This is a genomic window from Streptosporangium album (assembly GCF_014203795.1).
GTDB classification, from domain to species: Bacteria; Actinomycetota; Actinomycetes; order Streptosporangiales; family Streptosporangiaceae; genus Streptosporangium; species Streptosporangium album.
The window spans coordinates 1-24676 of sequence record NZ_JACHJU010000005.1 but is presented as its reverse complement, the minus strand read 5'-3'; the positions used below and the strand labels follow the sequence as shown (position 1 = coordinate 24676).

The following is a 24676-nucleotide window of genomic DNA, read 5'->3' as shown; positions in this document are numbered from 1 at the left end:
CCCGGGTCGTCGTCGGCTACGACGGCTGGAGTCTCCTGGCTCCCGGATCGGTGCTCCCCCCGGCCTTCCCGTCCGTCGCCGGACCGTGGCCTGGGTGGGGTTCGCTCCCCGGTTACAGTGGCGGGACCGCGCCGGATTCTCACCGGCTTCCTCCCTTGCCGTCGCCACCGATGAGACTACGGCACCCGTTCTCCGCAGGAAACTGGCGTTAGCATCCTCGGCGTGGTCATTAGTGACTTTTCTGGACGATCGCGACCCGATGCCTGTCCCGGGGCGCTCCAGATGCACGCCGCGGCCGACGGCGGGCTGGCGCGGATCCGGGTCCCCGGCGGCCGGCTGACGGCCCCCCAGCTGCGCGGACTCGCCGGCGCCGCGTCCGCTTGGGGGACCGGCGTCATCGAGCTGACCTCCCGCGCGAACGTCCAGGTGCGCGGGCTCGGCGCCGGGAGCGCACCGGCGGGCCGGGACGGAACAGCGGAGACCTCGGGGCGGACCGGGGCGGCGGACCGGTTCGCCGCGCGCATGGCGGAGGCCGGGCTGCTGCCGTCGCCCACCCACGAGCGGGTCCGTAACGTCCTCGCCTCGCCGCTGACCGGCTGCGACGCCGGAGGGACCCTGGACGCCGGCCCGCTGGTCTCCGAGCTGGACCGGCGGCTGTGCGCCCGGGCCGCCCTCGCCGGGCTGCCGGGACGTTTCCTGTTCGCCCTCGACGACGGCAGGGGCGACGTGGCCTGGCTCGGCCCCGACGCGGGAATCCTCCCGACCCGCGCGGACGGAGCGGCCCTGATCCTCGCGGGCGCCGACAGCGGCCTGCGCGTTCCGGTGACCTCGGCGGTCACCGCCCTGCTCGCCGCCGCCGAGGCGTTCCTGGCCGAACCGGCCGTGCGGGAAGGGCGCGCCTGGCGGATCGGCGAGCTGCCCGGCGGTGCCGGACGGGTCGCGGCCCGGGTCCGCGCCACCCTGGAGACCGGCGCCGCCGATCCGGTACGGCTACGCCCACCGGCGGAGCGGTTGCGGGCCGGTCCGCCCTCCGCGGCGGGCGGACCGATCGGGGCGGTCGAGCAGCCCGACGGCCGGGTGGCCCTCGGCGTCGCGGTGCCGCTGGGGCGGCTGACCTCCGCCCAGGCGGAGCTGCTGGCCGCTCTGGCGTCCGGCGGCGAGGTACGGCTGACGCCGTGGCGGGGGGTGGTCCTGCCCGGCCTGGCCCGTGCCGGGCTCGCGCGGACGCTCACCAGACTGGCGGACGCCGGCCTGGTCACCGATGCCGGCTCGCCGTGGATCGGCGTGACGGCCTGCACCGGGCGTCCCGGCTGCGCCAAGTCCCTGGCCGACGTGCGGGCCGACGCCGCCCGCGCCACGGTCTCGGGCCCCGGGATCGCCCCGCCTGTCGCGGACTCCCCGCGCACCGGTACGCTCCCCGTGCACTGGGCGGGCTGCGAGCGGCGCTGCGGCCGTCCCAGGGGACGGGTCGCGGACGTGGTCGCCACCGGCGACGGCTACCGTGTCGACCTCGACGGCCGGAGCCTGGCCTGTGCGGACATCGAAGAGACCACGGCCGTGGTGACGGCCGCCAGAGGGGAAACGTGACCGACTACGTCCGCGACGGCGCGGAGATCTATCGCCGTTCCTTCGCCACCATCCGCGCCGAGAGCGATCTGAGCGGCCTGCCCCCGGACCTCGCCCAGGTGGCGGTCCGCATGATCCACGCCTGCGGGATGGTCGACCTGGTCGCCGACCTCGGGTGGTCGCCCGGCGTCGTGGCGTCGGCGCGGGCGGCCCTGCGCGGGGGCGCGCCGGTGTTGTGCGACGCGATGATGGTCGCCTCCGGGGTGACCCGCCGCCGCCTGCCCGCCGGCAACGAGGTGATCTGCACGCTGGGCGAGCCGGGCGTGCCGGAGCTTGCGGAACGGCTGGGCACCACCCGCAGCGCCGCCGCGCTGGAGCTGTGGCGCGACCGGCTGGAGGGCTCGGTGGTCGCGATCGGCAACGCGCCGACCGCGCTGTTCCGGCTGCTGGAGATGGTCGAGGAGGGCGCGGGCCGCCCGGCCGCCGTGCTGGGCGTCCCGGTCGGCTTCATCGGCGCCGCCGAGTCCAAGCAGGCCCTCGCCGGACACCCGGCGGGACTGGAACACCTGGTCGTGCACGGCCGCAGGGGTGGAAGTGCGATGGCCGCCGCCGCGGTCAACGCGATCGCGAATGAGGACGAATGAATGACGACATGGTGACCGGACGGCTCTGGGGAGTGGGGCTGGGGCCCGGGGACCCGGAGCTGGTGACCGTCAAGGCCGCCCGGCTCGTCGGCGAGGCGGACGTGATCGCCTTCCACAGCGCCCGTCACGGCCGGAGCATCGCCCGTTCGGTCGCCGCGCCGTACCTGCGTGAGGGCCAGATCGAGGAAGCCCTGATCTACCCGCTCACCACGGAGACCACCGACCATCCCGGCGGCTACCAGGGTGCCATCGACGACTTCTACGCCGCCTGCGCGGCCCGGCTGGCCGCTCATCTGGACGCCGGCCGCGACGTGGTGGTGCTGTGTGAGGGCGACCCGCTCTTCTACGGCTCGTACATGCACATGCACAAGCGCCTGTCCCACCGCTACGTCACCGAGGTGGTTCCCGGCGTGACCTCCGTGAGCGGCGCCGCGGCGGTGCTCGGACGGCCACTGGTCGAGCGGGACGAGACGCTGACCGTGCTGCCCGGGACGCTTCCGGCCGAGGTCCTGGCCGAACGCCTGGCCGCCACCGACTCGGCGGCGATCCTCAAGCTCGGCCGGACGTTCACCAAGGTGCGCGACGCGCTGGCCGAGGCCGGGCGGCTCGACGAGGCCTGGTACGTGGAGCGGGCCACCACCGGCGGGCAGCGGCTGGCGCCGCTCGCGGAGGTGGACCCGGACAGCGTGCCGTACTTCTCGCTGGCGCTGATCCCGAGCCCGGTCAACGCCGCGCGGGCGGAACCGGCGCGGGAGGCGGAGCCCGCGGCCGTGACCGGCGGCCCGGGCGAGGTGGTCGTGGTGGGTCTCGGCCCCGCCGGGCGGCCGTGGCTGACCCCGGAGGCCCAGGACGCGCTGGCCGCGGCCGACGAGCTCATCGGTTACGGCCCCTACCTGGACCGGATCCCACCGAACCCGCGCCAGCGCCGCCACGCCACGGACAACCGGGTCGAGGCCGAGCGGGCCGCGCACGCGTTGGAGCTGGCCGCGGCCGGGTCCCGGGTCGCCGTGGTCTCCTCGGGCGATCCGGGGGTGTTCGCGATGGCCAGCGCGGTGCTGGAGGTGGCGTGCGAGCCCCGGTTCGCCGACGTGCCGGTGCGGGTGCTGCCGGGGCTGACCGCCGCGCACGCGGTGGCGAGCCGGGCCGGCGCGCCGCTCGGGCACGACTACTGCGTGCTGTCGCTGTCGGACCTGCTCAAACCCTGGGAGGTCGTCGCGGACCGGATCAGCGCCGCCGCGCGGGCCGACCTGGTCCTGGCGATCTACAACCCCGCGTCGAAGAGCCGCACCTGGCAGGTGGCCGCCGCGCGGGACCTGCTCCTGGAGCACCGCGCGCCGCAGACGCCCGTGGTGATCGGCCGGGACGTCGGCGGGGCCGGGGAGACCATGACCGTCACCACCCTCGCCGAGCTCGACCCCGCCATGGTCGACATGCGCTGCCTGCTGCTTGTGGGCTCCTCCACCACCCGGACGGTCAAGCGGGGCGACGGCGGCCAGGTGGTGTTCACCCCCCGCCGCTACCCCGCGTGACCGGCCTCGCGCGGACCCGGCCCGGTGACCCCGCTCTCACCGGGGCCGCCGGCCGGCCGCGCCCGCCGGCCCGCTCAGCCCTGCCAGGCGGGCCCCGCCGTGGTCTCCAGCCAGGTGAGCGCCTCCTCGACCGTCCCCACGGCGGGGACGCCCGCGGGATGCGGCGGCCGCCGTACGACCACGACCGGGAGCCCGAGCTCTCGGGCCGCGAGCAACTTGGCGGTGGTCATCTGGCCACCGCTGTCCTTGGTGACCAGCACGTCGACCCGGTGGTCGCGCATGAGGGCCAGCTCGCCCTCCACGGTGAACGGGCCCCGGCTGAGCAGCACCTCCAGACGGCGTGGGGCGGGCGGCTGCGGCGGATCGACCGAACGGGCGAGGAACCACAGGCCGTCGAGACCGGCGAAGACCGGCAGGCTCCGGCGTCCCGTGGTCAGGAACACCCGCTCCCCCACCTCGGGCAGGAGCTCCGCGGCCGCCGCGAGCGACGGCACCCAGCGCCAGTCGTCGCCGGGGGCCGCCTGCCAGCCCGGCCGCCGCAGGATCAGCAGCGGCACCCCGGCCCGGCCGGTCGCCTCGACCGCCGAGGCGGTCATCCGGGCGGCGAACGGGTGCGTGGCGTCCACGACGACGTCGATCCGGTGCTCGCCGATCCAGGCCCGCAGCCCGGCGGGACCACCGAAGCCGCCCTCGCGCACCTCCCCCACCGGGAGCCTGGGATCGCGCACCCGGCCCGCCAGGGAGGACACCACGTGTGTCCCCGCACGTCCGGCGAGCGCGGCGGCCAGCCGCCTGGCCTCGTCCGTGCCGCCCAGCACCAGGATGTTCAGCACCTCGTCACCTTTCCTCCGTCGTGGGACATCGCATGGCCGTACCGGCCGATGCCCGGATCATGAGCGCGCCCCTGCGCCATGGCTGGACCACCGGCGCGTGCGCGACCGCGGCGACCGCGGCCGCCTACACCGCCCTGCTGACCGGCGACTTCCCCGACCCGGTGGAGATCGTCCTGCCCAAGGGGCAGCGGCCCGCCTTCGCGCTGGCCATGGAGGAGCTCACGGACGGCGCGGCCATGGCCGCGGTGGTCAAGGACGCCGGTGACGACCCCGACGTGACGCACGGCGCGCTGATCTCCGCGACGGTACGGCACGGCGCCCCCGGCACCGGCGTGACCTTCGCGGCCGGGCCCGGGGTCGGCACCGTCACCAAGCCGGGACTCCCGCTGGAGGTGGGTGAGCCGGCGATCAACCCGGTCCCCCGGCGGATGATGTGCGAGCACGTCGCCGAGGTGGCCGCCCGGCACGGCGGGACCGGCGACGTGGCCGTGGAGATCTCCGTGGAGCACGGCGAGGAGCTGGCGAGGAAGACCTGGAACCCCCGGCTGGGCATCCTGGGCGGCCTGTCCATCCTCGGCACGACGGGCATCGTGGTGCCGTACTCCTGCTCGGCCTGGATCGACAGCATCCGGCGCGGCATCGACGTGGCCAGGGCCGCGGGCCGCGGACATGTCGCCGGGTGCACCGGGAGCACGTCGGAGAAGGTCGCGGCCGAGCTGTACGGGCTGCCGCAGGACGCGCTGCTGGACATGGGCGACTTCGCCGGAGCCGTGCTGAAGTATCTGCGCAGGCACCCGGTGCCCCGCCTGACCGTCGCCGGGGGCGTCGGCAAGCTCTCCAAGCTCGCCGACGGCCATCTGGACCTTCACTCGGGCCGCTCGCAGGTCAACCCGGAGATGCTCGCCGGGCTCGTCCGCTCGGCGGGCGGGGACGAGGCGCTGGCCGGGCGGGTGCTGGCGGCCAACACCGCCCTGCACGCGCTCCGGCTCTGCCAGGAGGCGGGCCTGCCGCTGGGCGACCTGGTCGCCGAGCGTGCCCGCCTGACGGCCGCCGGCGTACTGCGCGGGGCGCCCGTGGCGGTGGACGTGGTGGTCATCGACCGGGCGGGCGTGATCGTCGGCCGCGCGGGCTGACGCGGCCGGAACCGGCGGCCGGGGGCGGTGGGACGGGGCGCCCCCGGCGCGGGGGACACCCGGTTCAGTCACGGCAGCGTGCGGCGGAGTACAGGTGGCTGTCGGGGAACTCCGAGGCGGTCAGCACGCGGCCGACCACGATCACCGCGGTGCGGACGACCCCGGCGGCGCGGACCTTGTCGGCGATGTCGGCCAAGGTGCCGCGCAGGATCACCTCGTCGTCCCGGCTGGCCCGGGCCACCACGGCGACCGGGCAGTCGGCGCCGTAGTTGGGGACGAGCTCTCCGGCCACCGCCTCGACGCGCTGCACGGCCAGATGGAGGACCATCGTGGCGCGGCTGCGGCCGAGCGTGTCCAGGTCCTCCCCCTCGGGCATGGGGGTGGCGCGCACCGAGGTCCGGGTCAGCACGACCGTCTGGCCCACCCCCGGCACAGTGAGCTCGCGCTTCAGCGACGCCGCGGCCGCGGCGAACGCGGGCACTCCGGGGATCACCTCGTAGGGCACGCCGGCCGCGTCCAGCCGCCGCATCTGCTCGGCCATCGCGCTGAACACCGACGGGTCGCCGGAGTGCAGCCGGGCCACGTCGTGACCTGCCCTGTGGGCGGCGAGCATCTCCGCCACGATCTCCTCCAGCGCCATCGAGGCGGTGTCGACCAGCCGCGCCTCCGGCGGGCAGCACTCCAGCAGCTCGGCCGGGACCAGGGAACCGGCGTACAGGCACACCGGCGAGGACGCGACCGCCCGCTGCCCCCGCAGGGTGATCAGGTCGGCGGCGCCGGGCCCCGCCCCGATGAAACGCACCGTCATCGTCCACTCTCCACGGGAACAGGCTTGGTCGCCGTCCAGATCGTCACCGGCATCATGGGCCGCCAGCCGGTGAAGCCGCCGACCGGCGCCGCCCTGCTGACCGCCAGCCGGACCAGGTCGCCGCCGAGCCGGCCGTACCAGGAGGCCAGTACGGCCTCCGACTCCACCGTCACCGCGTTGGCGACCAGCCTGCCGCCGGGACGCAGTGCCTCCCAGCAACCCTCCAGCACGCCGGGGACGGTGGCTCCGCCGCCGGCGAAGACGGCGTCGGGTGGTTCGAGCCCGGCGAGCGCGGCCGGTGCCGTGCCGGCCACGACGTTCAGTCCGGGCACGCCCAGGTCCGTGGCGTTGCGGGAGATCCGGGCGGCCCGCTCGGGGTGGCTCTCCACCGCGACCGCCCGGTTGGCCCGGTGGCCGCGCATCCACTCGATCGCGACGCTGCCCGCTCCCGCGCCGACGTCCCACAACAGCTCGCCGGGGACGGGCGCGAGACGGGACAGGGTCACGGCGCGCACCTCCCTCTTGGTGAGCTGGCCGTCGTGCTCGAACGCCTCGTCGGGCAGGCCGGGCAGGCATGGCAGCCCGGCGGTCCCGGCGGTGGCGCGGCACTCCACCGCGACGACGTTGAGGTCGTGGGCCACCGGCAGGGACCAGTCTTCCGCCGTGCCGGAGACCGTGCGCTCCTCTGCTCCGCCGAGCCGCTCCAGCACGGTCATCGGGCTCGCGCCGTATCCGCGCCGGGCGAGCAGGGCGGCGATCCGGGCGGGGGTGCGGCCGTCGGCGCTGAGGACCAGCACCCGGCGGCCGTCGTGGACGGCGGTGTGCACCGACTCGACCGGCCGGGTCACCACGCTGACCACCTCGACCTGGTCGGCTGCCCAGCCGAGCCTGGCGCAGGCCAGCGAGACCGACGACGGGTGGGGCAGCACCCTGACCCGGTCCGGTCCGAGCAGCCGGACCAGCGTCGTGCCGATGCCGTGGAACATGGGGTCGCCACTGGCCAGCACGCACACCCGGCGGCCCTCGTGGGAGGCGATCAACGCGGGAAGGGCGGCGAGCAGGGGAGAGGGCCAGACCACGCGTTCGGCGGCCGGCTCGGGGACCAGGGCGAGCTGCCGGGCGCTGCCCATCAGGACCTGCGCGGCGCGCAGCTCACGCCGCGCCGCCGCCGACAGGCCCGCCCAGCCGTCGGCTCCGACGCCGACGACCGTGACGGGGTCAGACATTGCCGAGCACGCGGGTGACGCGGATCTCGATCACGACGCGGGCCGGGTTCTCGCGGGGCTGCCGGTAACGCTCGGCATAGCGGCGTTCGGCGTCGGCGACCGACCCGGGGTCCTCGCGGATCACCGCGCGCCCCTCCAGGGTCGACCAGCGTCGCCCGTCCACCTGGCAGACGGCGACCGCGGCGCCCTCCTGCCCGGCGGCGCGCACCAGCCGCACCTTGTTCGAACCGCCCGAGGTGATCACCCGGGCGGTCCCGGAGCCGGCGTCCAGCGTCACCCCCACCGGGACGACGTGCGGTGTGCCGTCGGCCCGCACCGTGGTGAGCGTGGCCAGGTGGCGCTCCCGCCAGAACGCGTGGAACCCTTCTCCGAGATCCTTCACCGCTCGCGTCCCCCCGATGTCCTGTCGTGCCTGGTACCGGGCGACATGGTAGCCGTGCGCCGGATCCGGCGAGGGGGCGCCTCCGCCGGATCCGCGCTGCCGGGCGGTCGTTCAGCCGCCCGCGTTGTAGATCACCTGGTCGGGGCGGATCCGCACCGTGATGCGCTGCTCGCCCGGCTGCCGGTAGGGGTAGCTGTCCACCCCGAGGTATTTGTGCGCGAGGCGGTCGATGACCGTGTCGGCGCCCTCCAGCTCCAACTCCGCGGTGCCGGAGACGCTGACCAGGTGGAAGGCGTCCTTGGGGTCCAGGACGCTCACCGACACGCGGGGGTCGTTGCGCAGATGGCGCTCCTTGGCGCGGCCGACGGCCGTGTTGAAGACGACGTCGTCTCCGTCGACGTCCACCCAGACGACGGTGCTGTGCAGCGAGCCGTCAGGCCGGACGGTCGTCACCCAGGCGTGAACCGGCTGGTTGAGCAGTTCCTTGGCGTCTTCGTTCAGTTTTCCCACGGGTACCTCCACGATCAACGGTATGTCTATGAACACTTGAAGCGCTCCCCACGGCTAAAGCCGGGGGATTCCAGCCAGCCCAGACGCCACTGTTGCGGTGGTCTGCGCTGCTGTTGCTTGGCGGTTGGCCTTCCGGCCCACGCGGTTGCGTGGTTTGCGCGCCCCAGCCCGCACACCCTGTCTGGGCTGTGCGAACTCCGCCCTCCCGGCGGTGAGTACGTCCTTGGCGGCGTTCACGTCGGCGTGTTCGGTGTGGCCGCAAGAGGTGCACCGGAAGACCGCTTGGCTCTCGCGGGACTTCCGATCCACCACCTTGCACACGTTACACGTCTGACTCGCGTACGCCGGGTTGACAGTGATCACGCAGGTGCCCGTGTACCGGGCCCTGCTACGGGTGGCCAGCTCGATCCGGTGCCAGCCCTTGTCCAAGATGGACCGGTTCGGTACGGCCTTCGGTGGCCTTGACCGGCTTGTGGATCCCGAACCGGGGGTCCACCTCGACCAGTGGGTGAACGTGGTCGGGCATGACGTCGAGCTCCGCCGGCTACGCCCCCTTCTCCTCGATCGCCTCACGGATCAACCGGTTGAGCCGTTCTCCGATCCGACCGCTCAGAACCCGCCGCCGGTACGTGGGGCACGGGGATCACCGGGAGAACGGCGCCGAGCAGCAGCGCGGTAACGACGACCATGAGGGCGCACGCTTCGAGAGGGCGGAGATCACGCTCTCCGCGATGGACGCGGCTCCCCGTGAACAGGGCGAAGAAGGACCGCATCACCGTCATCCCGTTGACACCGACGGCCCCGATCAGCGCGGGCCACAGCAGCGGGAACTCGCCTGCCGAGCCGTGGACGAGCAGATGCCCGCCGGCGAATCCGAGCGACGGCGGGAACCCGACCGCGGCAAGCCCGCACAGCAGGAAGGCAGCGGCCAGCCGCGGGGTCCGGGCGAAGTTCCCGCCGGGCGCCGCCAGGGACAGCGTGCCTCTCCGCGCCTCCAGCGCGGCGAGGGCCATGGCGGTCCCCGACAGGGCGAGCGCCGACGCCTGCCAGGTCAGCACCGCCCCGGACACCGCGACCGGCGAGCCGTTGCCGAGCCCGAACGCGATCAGTCCGCTCTGGCTCATGGCCAGGAAGGCCAGTGCCCGTCTGGCGCTGTTCTGCACGACCCCGAACACCGCCGCCGCGACGGCGGTCAGACCACCGATCAGGGCGACCTCGTGCGCGAGCGCACCCGGTGACCGTGCCGACAGCAGCTCAAGCTGGGTGAGCACGCCGAGGGGCGCGGCGCCGAAGGCGACCACCACCCCCAGCGGAGCCCGCTCCACGAACCTGGGATACCAGCCGTGCACGGGTATGACCGCGGACCGGATCACGGTCCCGAGGACGACGAGGGCCGTTCCGGTCTCCGGTGACCCGGCCGCCGTCAGCGCGGTACCCACGCCGAAGAACAGGACGCTGGGCACGTGATACATGGCGAACAGGCGATCGAGCCCGTCGCCGCTGTCGCGGCGGCGCAGTTCGGCCCAGACGAGCCAGGCGGACAGCGCCCACAGCACCGCGGCCACTCCCCCGTCCCGGACGACCACGGACCCGGACGAGATCGCCAGCAGCCGTAATATCCCGGCCAGGGTCGCCGGTGGGTGGGAGGCGATCGGGCTCATCGCGACCACCAGCAGGCCGACCACGCAGGTCACGGTGGCCACGGGCCGGGCGGCGCCGTCCGGTAGGGCCACCATGACCAGGTCCGCCGTCCGCGCCCCGGCGAACGGGGCATATCTGCAGACAAGAGGCAGCACGATCGACAGCGCCGTGGCGGCCGCGGCGAAGGACACCGCGGCACGGCGCGCGAGACGCCCATCGGCGATCCGCGTGACGGTGGAGGACCCGGCCAGGAGAAGACCCGCCACCAGCAGGGGGACCAGTGCGATCATGGCTTCGGCCCTCCACGCTCCGTGGCCGGCGGTCCCCCCCGCGCGGCGGTCACGGGCCCCCGCCGATCCGCGACGCCGGTACGGCGCACTGGAACCCATCCGGTGCTCAGCCACCCCGCCCAGTGGTCGTCCAGCGAGTCCGCCCGCCGGATCAGGCGTACCAGCCCGCCTGCCGCGTGATCACTCAGCCACGCGTCGAGGTAGCCCCGTTCCAGGGCATACCGGTACAGCCACGCCTGTGCCGGCCCGGGGAGCAGACGGCCCAGGTGCGTCCCGGTGGGAGGCAACGGCCGGCGCGTCACCTGCTCCAGGTGACGGTGATCGTGGATCAGGCTCGGCGACCGCAGGATCTGGGCGCTGCGCGACACGGCGTGCGCGACCAGGTGGACCAGCGCGAGACAGCGCAGACCGAGCCCGACCTCGACCATGATCACGCCGATCTGGGTCATCGAGGCGTAGGCCAGCGCGCTCTTGGCGTCCGTCTGGACGCGTCCGACCAGGGTGGCGTGGAGGGCGGTCAGCGCGCCGACGACGACGATCGCGATCCGCACCGTCGACGCCTGCGCCCAGACCGACTCCGTGCGCAGCAGCAGATACGGCCCCAGGCTGACGGAGATCGCCCCGTAGAAGACGGCGCTCGACGGAGTGGGCCCCTCCATGGCACGGGGCAGCCATCCACCGAGGGGCACCTGCGCGGACTTGCCCATCGACGCCCACAGCAGTGCGAGCCCGGCAAGGACCGCGTCCCCGGCGGCGGCCGGCACCGCGAACCCCGCCCATCCGCCGCCGGCCGCGACTCCGGTGACGGTGGAGCCGCCGGTGGTGTGGTGCAGCCACACGACGGCGACCGGCAGCCCCACGTCGCATGCCCGGTAGGTCAGGAACGCGCGCAACGCGTGCTCCACGGGTCTTCTCCGCTCGTGGAAGAACGCGATCAGCAGCGCCGAGGCCAGGCCGGCCAGTTCCCATCCCGCGAAGGCGAGCTCCAGCGCACCGGCCAGCGTGACGATCTCGACGCCCGCGCCGAACAGGGCCAGGAGCATGAAGAACCGGAGGTATCCCGGTTCCCTGTGCAGGTAGCGCCGGGAGAAGACTCCGACGAGGCACGTCAGCAGAGCGGTGACGGCGGCGAAGGGCAGCGAGAGCCGGTCACCCACGAGCAGCAGGGGAAACGCGCACTCCCCCGCGCCGAACCAGGTGCCCAGGGACACCGTCAGGTCCCGCTCACCGTGGCCCGCGGTGATCCCGGCGAGCACGAGGGCGGACACCGTCGCGGACGCGAAGGCCAGCGTGACGACCGTCGAGATGATCCGCTCGGCCCGTCTCCGGCCCCACCACGCGAGGAGCGCGAGGACCGCGGACGCGCCGAGGGGCAGCCCGGCGATCGACATCAGCAGATATCGCTGCATCACGTCGCTCACGCCCGCCCCTGGATCCGCGCCGCGGGAGCCGCCGTCTCGGAGGCGGCCACCACGTGCGCGCAGCCCAGATGCCCACGCCTGCCGGCGTAGAACTGCGCGGAGCGGTCCACGGCCGGGAAGCCGGTGGTCTCCGGGATGTAGGGCCGGAACGCGTCGTGGCGGAACAGGTGCATCGCGCCGGAGCCGGGGTTCCACGCCACGAGCTGGATCCAGCCGTTCACCACGAGCCGGTTCAGACCGGAATGCGCGCGCAGGATCGCCGTCAGGCGCTCCGGTTCCGCCTCGACGACCAGCAGCAGCCGCACCGGCTCGTGGATCTCGACCATCTGCCAGGGCAGCCCGGTCCGCAGATCGGAGGCGTGCCCGTCCATCACGCCGAGGAGTCCCGCGATGTTGTGCGGGAGCTTCGTCCCGCATCCGTAGCCGACCGGATCCACGTGGCTGAAGTAGTACTCAAGGTTGATGCCGGCGCACACCGGTCCGACCGCGAGGAGCAGACCGGCCAGGAGGTCGCCCTCGGGATCGCCGACCGGATCGTAGGAGACGAGGAAGGCGCGCCGGTCGAGGAAGAGCCCTCGGGTCCGCGAGCGCCGTCCCACCACGCACGCCGCGTTCGTGGCGTGGCCGTACTCGGGCCGGGGCTGGCCGAGGTCGACGGTACGGGTCGCGACATGGGTGAGAGCGCGACCGGGCCGAAGGCCCGAGGGGGCGGCCTCGAACCGGCGGCACCGCTCGTGCGCGGCCAGGACACAGGCGGCGGCCATGGCCGCTTTCGCCCGCTCCATCGCCGGACGGCACCGCTCGGGTGTCAGGTCGTCGTCGTAGTAGGTCATCGAGTCGTCGCAGGTGTCGTGGTAGGCGCCCAGGAACCAGGTGTTTTCGGGGATGTCGACCCCCTGGCCGCGGAGGCTCGCGCGCACCCCCGGGTGGTTGGCCATGGCGGCGAAGGCGCGCGCGTTCGGGCCACCGCGCCCACCGCCGGTGGCGCCGCAGTCGTGCGCCGACTCGTGCGGGTTGTTGAGGCTGGACGAACCGTGGCCGACGACCAGCACCAGGGGGCAGAGGCTCCGGGCGAGTCCCGCGGTCCGCAGGACGGCCGACACCAGGTCGGCCATCTCCGGTACGGAGTATCCCCGGAGCGGGCCGTCACCGTGCTCCGCGGCCGGAACCCGTTCGATGGCCAGCCGGGTGACGGGGCGGGCGGCGGCGCCGTGGCCGAAGCGCCGGGACCAGCGGTGGAACGCCAGGGGCAGGAGACATCGACCGGCCAGGACGACGACGTAGGCGAGCCCCAGACCCAGGGTGAGCACGCTTGCGCGCACGAGGGTCCTGCTGCCCACCGCGACCAGCCGGCTCCAGGCGCCCCTGCGGTGTGACACCGTGCGCGGGCCGGGCCGGGCCGTACTCACCGGCTCCTCCACGACCAGGTGCCGGGGGGTGACGCCGACCGGGCACAGGGGACGCGCGCGTACCTCGTCCAGCCCCTGGTAGGTCATGGCGACTCCGAAGAAACCGGCGCATCCGAAGGTCTCGGCCCGCGGATCGTGCTCCTCCAGGTGCCGGCGGAGAGACTCCTCCCGCTCGTCGATGCAGAACACCGCCTGGAACAGGGGGCGCGGGGTCGGCCACGGTGCGACCCGCTGGTGCGCGGCGAGAGCGTCGAGCACCCCGACCCGGTGGCGCCGCTCGTAGGCCAGGTGCAGCAGGCGGCGCCGTTCGAGGGCGTCGCAGGACATCACCGCCGCCAGCCAGGCGGTCGCGTGCCCGGCGTCGGCGAACACCGCTGTGTCGACCGGCATCACCTGGGCCAGGACGAACGCCTCGTACACCAGTTCCAGGTCGGGCCGGGCCGGGGCGGCCGGTTCCCCGTCCGGGCACAGGGGCCGGACGAGGTCTGCGACCTTGGCATGACCGCCGAGGTGCTCCGCCACCGTGTACCGGGCCGCGTACAGGTCGAGGGTGAGCTGTACGGCCAGGTAGTCGATCAGCCGGGCCGGACGGGCCTCGACCGGCGCGCGGTCGGGCCGCTGCTCGAACTGGCGCATCATGCCCGCCCAGCCGCGGAGCGACAGCAGGGTCGCCTGGATGGCGGCCGCCCGGTCACGTCCGGGCACGGCCAGCTCCGTGAGGGCCCACGCGACGGTCCGCTCGGCCGTCCAGGACTCGGCCTCCTGACGCCTCAGTTCGGGGGCCAGGCCGCGGAGGAACCGGTCAGGCGGGCCACCGGCCCGGCCGTAGAGCCGCCGGAAGGCGCGCAGGAACCCTCTCTCCCGCTCCGGCATCGGCCAGTAGGCGATCCCCTGGTCCAGGAACGCCGCCGAGAGCCGGATCAGCAGCGGGTGGACGAGTTCGTCGGTGTCGGCGGCGGTGACGGCGAGGATCCGGTCACGGGGGCGCGGCGGCGGGTGCCCGGTGTCCCGGACGCGCGGCACCGCTCGCTGCAGCCTGTCCCAGAGCCGGCCCAGCAACTGCCCCTGGAGGGCCCGCGCATCCGGTTCGGGCGACACCGGCCCGGCCCAGTCGCGCCGCGCCTGCTCCAGCAGCTCGGTACGGCGCCGCGCGCCGAGGCGGGCGGCGAACCGGGCCCGCTGGTCCGTCTCGTGGAGCAGCCAGCTCAGCGCGGGGCCTCGTGGAACCTCGAACAGATGCTGGAGCCGGAGAGCGTGGAACCGGCGGAGTGTCGGGCCGCCCGGCACGAGAGGGACGTCGCCGCCGTCGCCCACCGGTTCGGTGACCGCCTCGAGATCCTCCGGCCGGATCCGCCCCGAGTCGAGGAAGGCGGAGAAGGCGGCCTCGCTCGGGAAGGGCTCGGCACCGAACAGCCGCGCCGCGCCGACGACGGCGTCGTCGAAGGGGAGGTGTTCGAACGCGTGCAGGGTGTTGTGGTGGACGAACGTCTGCAGGGGCGCCTGCTCGGGCAGCAGCCGCGCCGCCCGCTCCACCAGGTCGGGTATATCCGCGCACCGGTCCTGGTCCGGCCGTCGCGCGACCGTGTTCACGGGGGTCATGCCCGCCCCCTCCGCCGGGTGGCGTGCGGGTGGGGGGAGGCCGGCGTGCCGCCGATGATCGCCGTCTGGGCACCGCCGGCCGGCTGGAATCCACCGGCCGGCACGGTTCCCCGGCAGAGCGGGAGAGCGATCGGACAGACCGGGGATCCGGATGTGACATCGGCTTTCAGAAAAACGCGGAAACGTGTGGTCGATAAGCCGTCATAAGCGTTCGGTTCGCTCGGTTCGGACATCAGCGGGATCCTCACAGGGGCTGGAATGGTCCACTCCGGCCGAATCCGGCCAGAGGCGGTGCGGATGGGAAACGCCGGAAAAAAGGCGTTCGGTACGCATCGGCGGACCACGGGCCGTGCCCGCTTTCGGACTTGTCTGAGATGGCCTGAGCGGATGGAAAGCGACGGTGGCATCCGGCGCCGGATGAGAGAAACCGCGTATCTCGGCACCCGAAAGGCCGTCCACGTCATCAGGAGAGACGTCCTCGAAAGCGCGGAGCTCCTCGCCGGAGGCCGCGGCCGACCAGTGATCGGCCGATGGAGCACCCGTGCACCGCGCCTTACCGGGCGGTGCGGACGGCTCCGCCGCCCGGGACACCTCGGAGACGGGCGTGCTCGCACGGGCGGCGGAGCCGTCTCGACCGGAGCGGGCGGACCCCGCGGCCACCAGCGACAGCGCCACCGCGGCCGCCAGCGCCACCCTGGCCGCACGGCGCAGCCTTCCGCGCATGCCGCCCGCGAGGGCTTGAGGACACGGGGATCCACTGGGTGATGACATCACTCTGGCTCCAGGCCAAGAATCCTGATGGGCGGGAGCCGGACAGAGCCCCGCGGTCGACCGGAAACAACGAGACGGTCAGGATGTGCGGGACGCGATTCATCGGCGCCGATATTCGATTCGGCGATTATCGGCGACCGCCCTCAGGCCGGATTGCCTCGGGCGGTGCTCCATTTGTTCCAGTGACCGTCATACAACTTTCCACAGGCGGCACAGGCCGGCAATAGTCAAGCGTTATCTAAAAGTTATCAACTTTTGCCGACCCGCAACGGCTTGCGTGCCATTTAAATAGCCATTTACCGTGGGCGGCACCATTAGGCCCGGAAAATTACTTGATATGCAAGTTCGACGCATCCCTTTACGGCGGTGAGGCCGACGTCGCTCCCCCGCGCCCACGCCGCGGTCCGTCGCCGTCAGCTCACCGACGGAGCCGGCCCGGCCTTGGCGGTACCGTGCCGGCTCCACCGAAGATCATGTGGCCGCCGGACCGGAACCCGGCACCACAGTGCCCGAAACACCCCTAAAATGCTGAGCTTCCTGATAAACACGTGGCTTGGGGGAAAAGAAGTGACAACGCTCAGCCGACGGAATCTGCTCAGGGCAAGCGCCGGCCTCGTACCCGCCGTCGCGTTGGGCGCCCGTCCCGCTCAGGCCGTGCTCGCACCGGTTGTGACCACCTCGGGGACCGCTCCCGCGGCCCTGGCCGGATTCGACAATGTCATGAAGACCTTCGTGACGGAACGCAACATCTCCTGCGCGCAGCTCGCGATCGCCAAGAAGGGCAAGATCCTCCTGGCCCGCGGGTACAGGTATTCGGACGGGTCGCAGGCCCTCCCCTCGGTGACCCCGACCTCGCTGTTCCGCATCGCCAGCCTGAGCAAGCACATCACCGCCGCCGCGATCATGCGTCTGGTCCAGGACGGCAAGCTCAGCCTGTCCACGCCGGTCACCACGCTGCTGGGGCTGTCCGCGACGGCCGACCCCCGGCTGAAGCAGGTGACCGTGCTCCGCCTGATACACCACCTGGGCGGCTGGGACCGCGACAAGTCCAAGGACCCGCTCTGGCTGGACCACACGATCTCCGCCTCGCTGGACGTCCCGCTGCCGATCAGCCAGGACGACATCGTCCGCTACGTCACCGCCCGGCCGCTCGACCACGACCCCGGCTCGAAGATGGTCTACAGCAACTACGGTTACATGCTCCTCGGTAAGATCATCGAGAAGGTCTCGGGGATGAGCTACGAGTCCTATGTCAAGCAGAAGCTCTTCGCGCCGGTCGGCATCACCCGGATGCGGATCGGCCACAGCCTCAGGTCGGAGGCGGAGGCGACCGAGGTCGTCTACTCCTCGCAGTACACCCAGAAGTCGGTCATGGACGACTCCGGCAGCACGGTGCCCTACCAGTACGGCGGCTTCAACATGCCCAACCAGGGGGCGAACGGCGGCTGGCTGGCCTCCGCCGTCGACCTCGTCAGGTTCTCCCGCGTCTTCGACGCCGCGGGCCCGGTGCTCAACGCGGCGTCGATCACGAAGATCCTCGCCAAGCCGGAGATCGGCATCAGCGCGGACGGCTCGTGGTACGGCGGCGGCTGGTACGTGCGCCAGGTTCCCGGGAACCTCAACACCTGGCACGCCGGCGGGATGCCGGGCACCTACACCTACCTCGCCCGGCTGCAGAACGGTTTCACCTACGCGGCCCTGTTCAACCGGCGGGAGGAGCAGGGCACCCTCGACTACGACGTGCTCAGCCCTCTGATGAACGCCCAGATCGGCAAGGTCACCACCTGGCCGACCACCGACCTCACCTCGAAGTACTTCTGACCGGGGCGAGACCGATCTGACGCGCGGCGGCGGGCGAGGCGGTGAGGCATCCGGCGTCGGACCTAGGCTTAGGCCGAAGGCCCGATGCCGGATGCGGGCTCCGGCCGTAATGTCAGAAGTGCAAGGCCACTTCGAGACTGACCACCCTGGAGGTCCCGTGCCCGCACAGCTCAACCACACGATCATGCACAGCAGCGACCGTTTCGCCTCCGCCCGTTTCCTCACCGACCTGCTCGGCGCGCCCGAGCCCAAGGCTTACGGGCCGTTCGCCGCCGTCCCGCTCGCCAACGGCGTGACCGTCGACTACGCGGACTCCATCGTCACCCCGGACCGGATCGTCATGCAGCATCTGGCGTTCCTGGTCTCCGAGGACGAGTTCGACGAGATCCACGCCCGGATCACCGAGCGCGGGCTGCCCTACTGGGGCGATCCGGCCCATCGGGAGCCCCAGCAGATCAACCATCGCCACAACGGCCGGGGCGTGTACGTCGACGACCCCGACGGACACGCCATCGAGTTCCTCACGCACCCGTACGTCACGGACCACTGAGCGCACCCGCGCCTGTCCGGGCGACGGCGGAGTGCCGCGACCGATACGAGACGCCTCCCCGCCCCGAGACCACCCCGGGCACCCGCGAGTCCGCCCTCCACGGGCTGATGCTGACCGAGGCGGGCGTCCCGGTCGTGCTGGGATGTTCTGTGAGGTCAACGCCGGGGTCCTGGCGACCGCCTACAGCGCGGCCGCCGCGCACGAGGCCACCGCCGCGTGGGCGGCGGCCGCCGCCACGTTGCGCGGCATCCGGCCGAAGATCAGGCTGTGGAAGGGCGAGATCGACCACCAGTAGAGGTGCCCGGCCAGCCCCCGGGGATGGAAGATCGCCCGCTGGTGGTACACCGTCCCGTCCCGGTCGCGGCGCACGCTCAGCTCCAGCCAGGCCAGGCCGGGCAGGCGCATCTCCGCGCGCAGCCGGAGCAGGTGACCGGGCTCGACCTCCTCGACCCGCCAGAAGTCGACCGAGTCGCCCACACGGAGCCGCCGCGGGTCGCGACGGCCCCGGCGCAGGCCCACCCCTCCGACGAGGCGGTCGAGGACACCCCGGGCGCGCCAGGCGACGGGCAGGGAGTACCAGCCGTTCTCGCCGCCGATCGACTCGATCACCGCCCAGACTGCCTGTGGGGACGCCTCGACGCGGCGGGCCCGCCTGTCGACGTAGAGACTGCCGCCCGCCCAGTCGGGGTCGGTGGGCAGCGGATCGCTCGGCGCGCCGGGCGTCGAGGCGGAGGACCAGCGGGTGACGACCTTCGCCTCCTTGATCCGCTGCAGGGCAAGGACGACGGCCGCCCGGCCGCCTCGGCTTAGACGCGCATCATGTCGGCGTAGGTCAGCACATCCGGGCCGCCGATGTCGAAGGAGCGGTTCACCTCCCCCTTGATGGCCGCCCAGCCCACGAGGTAGCGCAGGACGTCGCGGATCGCGATGGGCTGCGTCCTGGTGCGCACCCATCGCGGCGTCGTCATCACCGGCAGCCGCTCCGTGAGATAGCGCAGCATCTCGAAGGAGACCGAGCCCGATCCGATGATGGCGGCCGCCCGCAGCACCACGGCCGGCACCTCGCCACGCAGGAAGATCTCCTCCACCTCCGTGCGAGAGCGCATGTGCGGCGAGAGTTTCTCGTGCGGCGCGAGACCGCCGAGGTAGACGACACGGCGCACCCCCGCGTCCCTGGCCGCGGCGGCGAACGTCAGGGCCGCGCGCCGGTCGGCCTCGGCGAAGTCCGCTCCCCCTCCCATCGTGTGGATGAGGTAGTAGGCCACGTCGACGCCGTCGAGCGCCTTCCTCGTCTGACCGGCGTCGGTGGCGTCCGCCTGGGCGATCTCCACCCTGGAGGCCCACGGCTGATCACGCAGGCGGCTCACCGAGCGCACCATGCAGCGCACGTCGTGACCGGCGTCGAGCAGCTCCGGCACCAGCCGCCCGCCGATGTATCCCGTCGCTCCGGTAACGAGGCATCTCATTCATCTATCTTCGTACGGCACCGCGAGAAAGTTGCGCGCCCCCTGCCCTACGCCCTGCCCGCCAGCTCCTCGCGGATGCCGATGAGGATCTCCCGCGTGCGCGAGACCGGCTCGGCCTCGATGCACAGGCGTTCCATCACCTCGAGGTAGCGGTCCACGTCGTCGCGCTTGTCAAGGTAGACCGCGCTGGTGAGCTGCTCCATGTAGACCACGTCGGGCAGGTCGGGCTGGGAGAACCTCAGGATGCTGAAGGGGCCACCGGCCGCCGCGTGCCCGCCGACGCTGAAGGGCACGATCTGGACGGTCACGTTGGGCAGGTCGAGCTGCTGGAGGATGTGGTCGATCTGGTCGCACATCACCTCGGCCCCGCCGAGCGGGCGGCGCAGCACCGCCTCGTCCAGAACCGCCCACAGATGGGGCGGCTCCTCACCGCGCAGAAGCCGTTGCCGTGCCATCCGCAGCCGCACCCGCCGCTCCACCTCCTCCTCGGAGGCGGAGGCTGCGGGGAACCCCAGCCGGACGACGGCCCGCGCGTAGCCCTCGCTCTGGAGCAGGCCGGGCACGAACTGGACCTCGTAGTTACGGATGCCGGTGGCCGACTCCTCCAGGCCCACATAGGTCTCGAACCAGCTCGGCAGGATGTCGTTGTAGTTGTGCCACCAGCCGGTGACGTTGGCCCGCTGGACGAGGGCCAGCAGGGCCTGCCGGTCGTCCTCGTCCGTCACGCCGTACAGCGTGAGCAGGTCGGCCACGTCCCTGACCCGGAAGCCGACCCTGCCGAGCTCCATACGGCTGATCTTGGAGTGCGAGGCGCGGATGGCGTGCCCGGCCTCCTCCAGGGTGATGTGGCACTGCTCGCGGAGCCGGCGGAGCTGCGCGCCCAGCACGATCCTCAGCACCGTCGAGCTGCCTCGGGGCAGAGCCAGGGGGGTCGGAAGGACCGGCTCGCCTCCGGTGTGAGGTTTGATCATCTTCAGTCCTTCGAGCGCGGAACGCGAGCCCCCGCCCACTCTTTGTGGCCGTCGCGAGCCTTTACGGTACCCCCGTGACGCCTTTACGGCCAGATAGAATTTTATTCTTCAATCAATTTGGGCGGCCAGATCGTCGAACTGACCGCTTTTGACGCCCCGGACGAAGGCGTCGAGTTCGAGACGGGTGTAGATCAGCACGGGCCCCTCGGGGTCCCGCGAGTTACGCATCGCGACCTCGCCACCCGGCAACGCGGCCAGTTCGACGCAGTTACCGCTGGGATTGCTGAAATGGCTCTTGCGCCAGCCGATCCCGCCCAGCAGGGTCGCCGGCATGCCGTTGTACAGCGGATTCATCCTCGCCTCTCACTGATTTGGGGAGGGAAACACCATGGCCATCATAGAGCTTTGTGCAGATGCACGTGCATCTGTACTTGCTTATGCACATCGCCCCAGGCAAGATGACTGGACGGATCGCCCTCGTTGTGCGATAACCCCCGCCTCCCCAAGGTCGCCGATGACTGGTCACCAAAGCCATCACAGCCGGGCCACACCCATCCGGACAGAGATCGACGGATGGGAACGGTGGCTGTCAATGCTCGATCACGTGCTTCCACCTGGAGGGTTACCGCCCTGGAGCAGCGGCGACAGCCATGTCGAACATCTCCAGCTGACCGTACGGAGCCTGCGCCACGACCCCCGCGCCGCGCGGACCGCCCGCGACTTCACCTCCGCCGCGCTGTGCACCTGGGAGCTGGACTCGCTGGTCGACGACACCGGCGTGGTCGTCTCCGAGCTGGTGACCAACGCCGTGCGCCACGGCATCCACGGCGGAGGCGGCCTCCACTCCGTCCAGGACATCAAGATCGTCCTCTGCCACACCGGGAGCTCGCTGCTGTGCGCGGTCACCGATCCCAGCGACCAGGGGCCCAGCCTGCGTGAGCCCGACGACGAGGCCGAGAGCGGCCGCGGGCTGCAGCTGGTGCAGGGAGTCAGTCAGACGTGGGGCTGGGCCCCCCTGCAGAGCCGGGGCAAGGCCGTGTGGGCGGCGTTCGCCCTTCCCTCCAGGACGGCCCGCCATCTGGAGGCATGCCACTGACGGACGGGATTACCGCCTAGAAGTAGCTATTTATACGAAGATGTCTCATGTTCGAATAAAAGTGAAAGTTGTCCCATTTGGGCACGTGCTGACCGTAAAGAGCGGCCACCCGCGGAATAATTGCCGCATTTCTCATATTGGTCGCAGCTTGCCACCTACCCATGGACGCCGCGCTTCTTTAGTCTCGCAGGCAACCAAGGAGAGGTGACACATGAGCGACGCGGCCCCGCGGCCACCGGTGCATCTGGACACGAGCGTGCCGAACGTCGCCCGGATGAACGACTACTTCCTGGGTGGCAAGGACAACTTCGCGGCCGACCGCCAGGCCGCCGAAGAGGTGCTCGCCATCGCCCCGGAGATCAGGACGATCTCCAAGGAGATCCAGGCCTTCCTTGGCCGGGCTGTGCGCCATCTCATCGATCAGGGCGTCACGCAGTTCCTCGCCGTCGAACCGGGGCTTCCCACCCAGCGCAACGTCCACCAGGTCGCCCAGGCCATCGAGCCCGCCGCCCGCGTGGCCTACGTCGCCGACGACCCGGTCGTGCTCTCGCACGCCCAGGCCATCCTCGCCACGGATCCCCGCACCATCGTCGTCAGGGGCGACGTGCTCCACCCGGATGACCTGCTCGCCGAGCCGGAGCTCCGGCGGTTCCTCGACCTGGACCAGCCGGTGGCCGTCGTGATCCCCAGCGCCCTCCATTTCATCCCGGACGAGGACGACCCGTTCAAGAACGTGGCCCTGCTGCGCGACGCGTTGCCGGTCGGCAGCTACCTCGCCCTCGCTCATGTCGTCTTCGACACCCGTCCCGAGGCGGCGGGCCCCCTCGGCGACATCTACCGGAAGATCCTCAACCGCAGCGAGGACGTCTCCCGCACGCGCCGGCAGGTGCTGCGCTTCTTCGACGGGCTGGAGCTCGTCGAACCCGGCCTGGTGTACGTCCGTCAGTGGCGCCCCGACAGCGCGCTCGCCTCCCACCGCCCGGAGAAGGCGTGGAGCGTGGCCGGGGTCGCCCGCAAGACCGACGGTTGAGGCGAGCTCGGCCCCGGCTGCTGTGCCGTACCTTGGCGTGCGGAGCGGCGGACCTCCAGGTCGAGGTTGGGCCGGTCGAAGCCCCGCCCGCACCGATTCGAGAGGAGGCCGCGGCGCCGGACTGCGCGGAGTTGACCGCGACCGCCCCGCCCGCGTCGGCCTCCCGCAGGTCGGCCACCTGGTCGCGCTGGAGCGCGATCAACGGCGAGACGACCACCGTCGGCCCATCCAGCATCAGGGCCGGCACCTGTTGAACTCCTCCCCGGCCTGAGGGCCGGAGTTTCTCCCGTCGTGTCGCGGTTAAGCGGCGTGCGGGGGTTGACGCTTCGCAGACCGGGTAACCCCGAGGTCTCCACGTCCTGACACCGGCATTCCGACGGCGTTCTTGATATTGATCGCGGCGTTGGTGTCGGCATGCCCGACCCAACCGCACGCGGGATTGGCGCAGGCGTACCTTATCCCGTCCCGGGCCGCCGGGTCACGGTGGCCGCACCGGTGACAGGTCTGCGAGGTCCCCCGCGCCGGGACCCTCACGACGTGGCCGCCCCGGTCGGAGGTCTTGTATTCCAGCAAGGCGGCCGTCCGGCCCCACGCCTCCCCAGCGATCGAGCGGTTCAGCCCGGCCTCCTGCGCGATGTTCACACCGGGGTTGCCGACCGTGCCCGTGGCCGAACGGACCATGTTCGTAATCTTCAGGTCTTCCACCACGACCACGCTGAAGGCGGCGACGAGTTCGGTGGTGGTCTGGTGCTGCCAGTCGACGGCTCGGCGCTTGGCCCTCGCGCGGAGCCGGGCTATCCGGTCGTAGGTGCGGGCCGGCCGATGCGAGGTCGGCTCGCCACGATGCCGGGTGCGCCGCCGGCGGGCCGACGTCTTCTCCAGCCGGCGCAGGTGTTCTTTCTCCCCAGGCGTGAGCCAGGGGGCGTGCTCACGCATCGTGCCGTCCGACAGGGCCGGCGCGACGGTGACCCCCCGGTCGATCCCCACCGTGTGGCCCGGGTGCACGGCAGGGACCGGCGCGAGCAGGGTTTGGGTGCGGAACACGACCTGCCGGCCGTGGGCATCCTTGACCAGCCGCGCTCCCGTGATCCGCCCGGCAGCACCGCCCCTGGTGAGGCCGGGCAGGTCCTTGGTCCACCGAAACCGCACCCGCCCGACCTTGGGCAGATTGATCGCGCCGTGTTCGTCGAGATGCTCTCCGAACTTGCTTCCACCGCTTGATACCGCCGTCCCATCCAGTCGATCTCGCGGCGGGCTGCCCGGATCGCCTCGTCGCAGTCCTTCAACGTCGCGAACCGGCCCTGGCGGAAGGTGAAGTACTCATGCAGCAGGTTCCACAGCGCGCGGGCGGTGTGCGCCTGGCCGTCCAGCACAGCCACCTGGGCCGCGCCGAGGTCGAGTCGCGCCACGTGCGCACGAGCCTGCCTCGCCAACTCCACACCGTGATCGTATCATTTGGTTTATGTCACCGCGATGGAATCCAAACCCCGATGTACGCACTGGTCGCCATGTTGTCTACAACCTCCACGTACATTTGGTGTTCGTGACGAAGTACCGGCGTGGGGTGTTCACCGACCCGATGCTGGTCCGCTGCGAGGAACTCATGCGCGAGGTCTGCGCCGACTTCGAGGCCGAACTTCGCGAGTTCAACGGCGAACACGACCACGTCCACCTGCTGGTCCATTACCCGCCGAAGGTCGCCTTGTCCAAGCTCGTCAACTCACTGAAGGGCGTCTCGGCGCGGATGCTCGGCAAGGAATACAGCGCTCACGTCCGCCAGTACCTGTGGGGCGGGCATTTCTGGTCCGGCTCCTACTTCGCCGCAAGCGTGGGCGGCGCACCGCTCACGGTCCTCAGGCAGTACATCGAACAGCAGAAACGACCCGTGTGAGCCGGCCTGCTCACGGGCGCGGAAGGCCAGGGCACGCCCGCACCTAAGGGGCACTCCCGCGTGGGCCTTCACCCCCGGCGTGAACGCCG

23 protein-coding genes, 2 pseudogenes and 1 riboswitch are annotated in these 24676 nt (G+C 72.0%); of the genes and pseudogenes, 11 read left to right on the top strand and 14 right to left on the bottom strand.

All coding sequences use genetic code 11. The annotated features are described in order from the left end of the window. Positions 1-9 precede the first annotated feature (9 nt). Positions 10-202: riboswitch (cobalamin riboswitch) on the bottom strand. Between the two features lie 80 nt (positions 203-282). From FHR32_RS36410 to FHR32_RS36400, 3 genes are read left to right on the top strand one after another with little or no spacing between them, the layout of a single operon-like run. Further along, positions 283-1587 (top strand): ferredoxin-like domain-containing protein, encoded by a 1305-nt coding sequence (locus FHR32_RS36410; RefSeq protein ID WP_184759075.1) that lies wholly within the window; start codon positions 283-285, stop codon positions 1585-1587. Further along, a complete protein-coding gene (locus tag FHR32_RS36405) occupies positions 1584-2210 on the top strand; it encodes a precorrin-8X methylmutase (protein WP_184759074.1) in 627 nt (208 codons plus the stop codon). The genes FHR32_RS36410 and FHR32_RS36405 overlap by 4 nt, the downstream gene beginning before the upstream one ends. After that, positions 2207-3739, top strand: coding sequence for a precorrin-2 C(20)-methyltransferase (locus FHR32_RS36400; protein WP_221466726.1), 1533 nt, complete (start codon positions 2207-2209; stop codon positions 3737-3739). The genes FHR32_RS36405 and FHR32_RS36400 overlap by 4 nt, the downstream gene beginning before the upstream one ends. Before the next feature lie 74 nt (positions 3740-3813). Here the strand turns inward: FHR32_RS36400 and FHR32_RS36395 are convergent, their stop codons facing one another. Beyond that, entirely contained in the window at positions 3814-4572 is a 759-nt protein-coding gene (locus FHR32_RS36395; RefSeq protein WP_184759073.1) for a cobalt-precorrin-6A reductase, read from the bottom strand. 59 nt (positions 4573-4631) lie between these two features. On the opposite strand from FHR32_RS36395, the gene FHR32_RS36390 reads away from it, so the two are divergent. Then, complete coding sequence (locus FHR32_RS36390; RefSeq protein WP_184759072.1) at positions 4632-5705, top strand: cobalt-precorrin-5B (C(1))-methyltransferase; 1074 nt, start codon at positions 4632-4634, stop codon at positions 5703-5705. A gap of 64 nt (positions 5706-5769) precedes the next feature. Here the strand turns inward: FHR32_RS36390 and cobM are convergent, their stop codons facing one another. The 9 genes and pseudogenes from cobM to FHR32_RS36345 form a co-directional block, all read right to left on the bottom strand. Continuing rightward, a complete protein-coding gene (gene cobM, locus FHR32_RS36385; RefSeq protein WP_184759071.1) occupies positions 5770-6513 on the bottom strand; it encodes a precorrin-4 C(11)-methyltransferase in 744 nt (247 codons plus the stop codon). Next, the gene (gene cbiE, locus FHR32_RS36380) at positions 6510-7739 is read right to left on the bottom strand and encodes a precorrin-6y C5,15-methyltransferase (decarboxylating) subunit CbiE (RefSeq protein WP_184759070.1); all 1230 of its coding nucleotides are present in this window, start codon (positions 7737-7739) and stop codon (positions 6510-6512) included. Before cbiE ends, cobM begins: the two co-directional genes overlap by 4 nt. Beyond that, entirely contained in the window at positions 7732-8121 is a 390-nt protein-coding gene (locus FHR32_RS36375; RefSeq protein ID WP_312882867.1) for a pyridoxamine 5'-phosphate oxidase family protein, read from the bottom strand. The genes cbiE and FHR32_RS36375 overlap by 8 nt, the downstream gene beginning before the upstream one ends. Before the next feature lie 111 nt (positions 8122-8232). Continuing rightward, positions 8233-8631, bottom strand: a complete 399-nt coding sequence (locus tag FHR32_RS36370) for a PPOX class F420-dependent oxidoreductase (protein WP_184759069.1) — start codon at positions 8629-8631, stop codon at positions 8233-8235. Positions 8632-8685: 54 nt separating this feature from the next. After that, positions 8686-9060: a zinc ribbon domain-containing protein gene (locus FHR32_RS36365; RefSeq protein WP_246468390.1), complete on the bottom strand. Its 375-nt coding sequence runs from the start codon at positions 9058-9060 to the stop codon at positions 8686-8688. A gap of 4 nt (positions 9061-9064) precedes the next feature. Beyond that, positions 9065-9268, bottom strand: a pseudogene (locus tag FHR32_RS36360) (transposase); the annotation flags it as partial. Then, positions 9201-10103 (bottom strand): proton-conducting transporter transmembrane domain-containing protein, encoded by a 903-nt coding sequence (locus tag FHR32_RS36355; protein ID WP_246468421.1) that lies wholly within the window; start codon positions 10101-10103, stop codon positions 9201-9203. The pseudogene FHR32_RS36360 and the gene FHR32_RS36355, both read right to left, overlap by 68 nt. A 455-nt stretch (positions 10104-10558) precedes the next feature. After that, positions 10559-11983, bottom strand: coding sequence for a proton-conducting transporter transmembrane domain-containing protein (locus FHR32_RS36350; RefSeq protein WP_312882866.1), 1425 nt, complete (start codon positions 11981-11983; stop codon positions 10559-10561). Then, positions 11980-14991 (bottom strand): YbcC family protein, encoded by a 3012-nt coding sequence (locus tag FHR32_RS36345; RefSeq protein ID WP_184759067.1) that lies wholly within the window; start codon positions 14989-14991, stop codon positions 11980-11982. The genes FHR32_RS36350 and FHR32_RS36345 overlap by 4 nt, the downstream gene beginning before the upstream one ends. Before the next feature lie 541 nt (positions 14992-15532). On the opposite strand from FHR32_RS36345, the gene FHR32_RS36340 reads away from it, so the two are divergent. From FHR32_RS36340 to FHR32_RS36330, 3 genes are all read left to right on the top strand, one after another. Next, complete coding sequence (locus FHR32_RS36340) at positions 15533-15733, top strand: hypothetical protein (RefSeq protein ID WP_184759066.1); 201 nt, start codon at positions 15533-15535, stop codon at positions 15731-15733. A 596-nt stretch (positions 15734-16329) separates the two neighbouring features. Then, a complete protein-coding gene (locus FHR32_RS36335; protein WP_184759065.1) occupies positions 16330-17583 on the top strand; it encodes a serine hydrolase domain-containing protein in 1254 nt (417 codons plus the stop codon). Between the two features lie 157 nt (positions 17584-17740). After that, positions 17741-18133, top strand: coding sequence for a VOC family protein (locus tag FHR32_RS36330; RefSeq protein ID WP_184759064.1), 393 nt, complete (start codon positions 17741-17743; stop codon positions 18131-18133). Positions 18134-18313: 180 nt separating this feature from the next. On the opposite strand, the pseudogene FHR32_RS36325 reads toward FHR32_RS36330, so the two are convergent. From FHR32_RS36325 to FHR32_RS36315, 3 genes and pseudogenes are all read right to left on the bottom strand, one after another. After that, positions 18314-19599 (bottom strand): annotated as a pseudogene (locus FHR32_RS36325) (SDR family oxidoreductase). Between the two features lie 47 nt (positions 19600-19646). Beyond that, a complete protein-coding gene (locus FHR32_RS36320) occupies positions 19647-20570 on the bottom strand; it encodes a Sco1979 family transcriptional regulator (protein WP_184759063.1) in 924 nt (307 codons plus the stop codon). Positions 20571-20678: 108 nt separating this feature from the next. Further along, positions 20679-20924 (bottom strand): DUF397 domain-containing protein, encoded by a 246-nt coding sequence (locus FHR32_RS36315; RefSeq protein WP_184759062.1) that lies wholly within the window; start codon positions 20922-20924, stop codon positions 20679-20681. Positions 20925-21174: 250 nt separating this feature from the next. On the opposite strand from FHR32_RS36315, the gene FHR32_RS36310 reads away from it, so the two are divergent. From FHR32_RS36310 to FHR32_RS36300, 3 genes are all read left to right on the top strand, one after another. Continuing rightward, positions 21175-21666 carry an ATP-binding protein gene (locus tag FHR32_RS36310; protein WP_184759061.1) on the top strand — a complete coding sequence of 164 codons (492 nt, stop codon included), beginning with the start codon at positions 21175-21177 and terminating at the stop codon, positions 21664-21666. 211 nt (positions 21667-21877) lie between these two features. Continuing rightward, a complete protein-coding gene (locus tag FHR32_RS36305) occupies positions 21878-22696 on the top strand; it encodes an SAM-dependent methyltransferase (protein WP_184759060.1) in 819 nt (272 codons plus the stop codon). Further along, positions 22693-22950: a hypothetical protein gene (locus tag FHR32_RS36300; RefSeq protein WP_184759059.1), complete on the top strand. Its 258-nt coding sequence runs from the start codon at positions 22693-22695 to the stop codon at positions 22948-22950. Before FHR32_RS36305 ends, FHR32_RS36300 begins: the two co-directional genes overlap by 4 nt. Positions 22951-22996: 46 nt before the next feature. Here the strand turns inward: FHR32_RS36300 and FHR32_RS36295 are convergent, their stop codons facing one another. Beyond that, positions 22997-23845: an RNA-guided endonuclease InsQ/TnpB family protein gene (locus FHR32_RS36295; protein WP_184759058.1), complete on the bottom strand. Its 849-nt coding sequence runs from the start codon at positions 23843-23845 to the stop codon at positions 22997-22999. Positions 23846-24158: 313 nt separating this feature from the next. Here FHR32_RS36295 and tnpA point away from each other — a divergent pair, with 313 nt between their 5' ends. Beyond that, a complete protein-coding gene (gene tnpA, locus FHR32_RS36290; protein ID WP_184759057.1) occupies positions 24159-24587 on the top strand; it encodes an IS200/IS605 family transposase in 429 nt (142 codons plus the stop codon). Positions 24588-24676 lie beyond the last annotated feature (89 nt).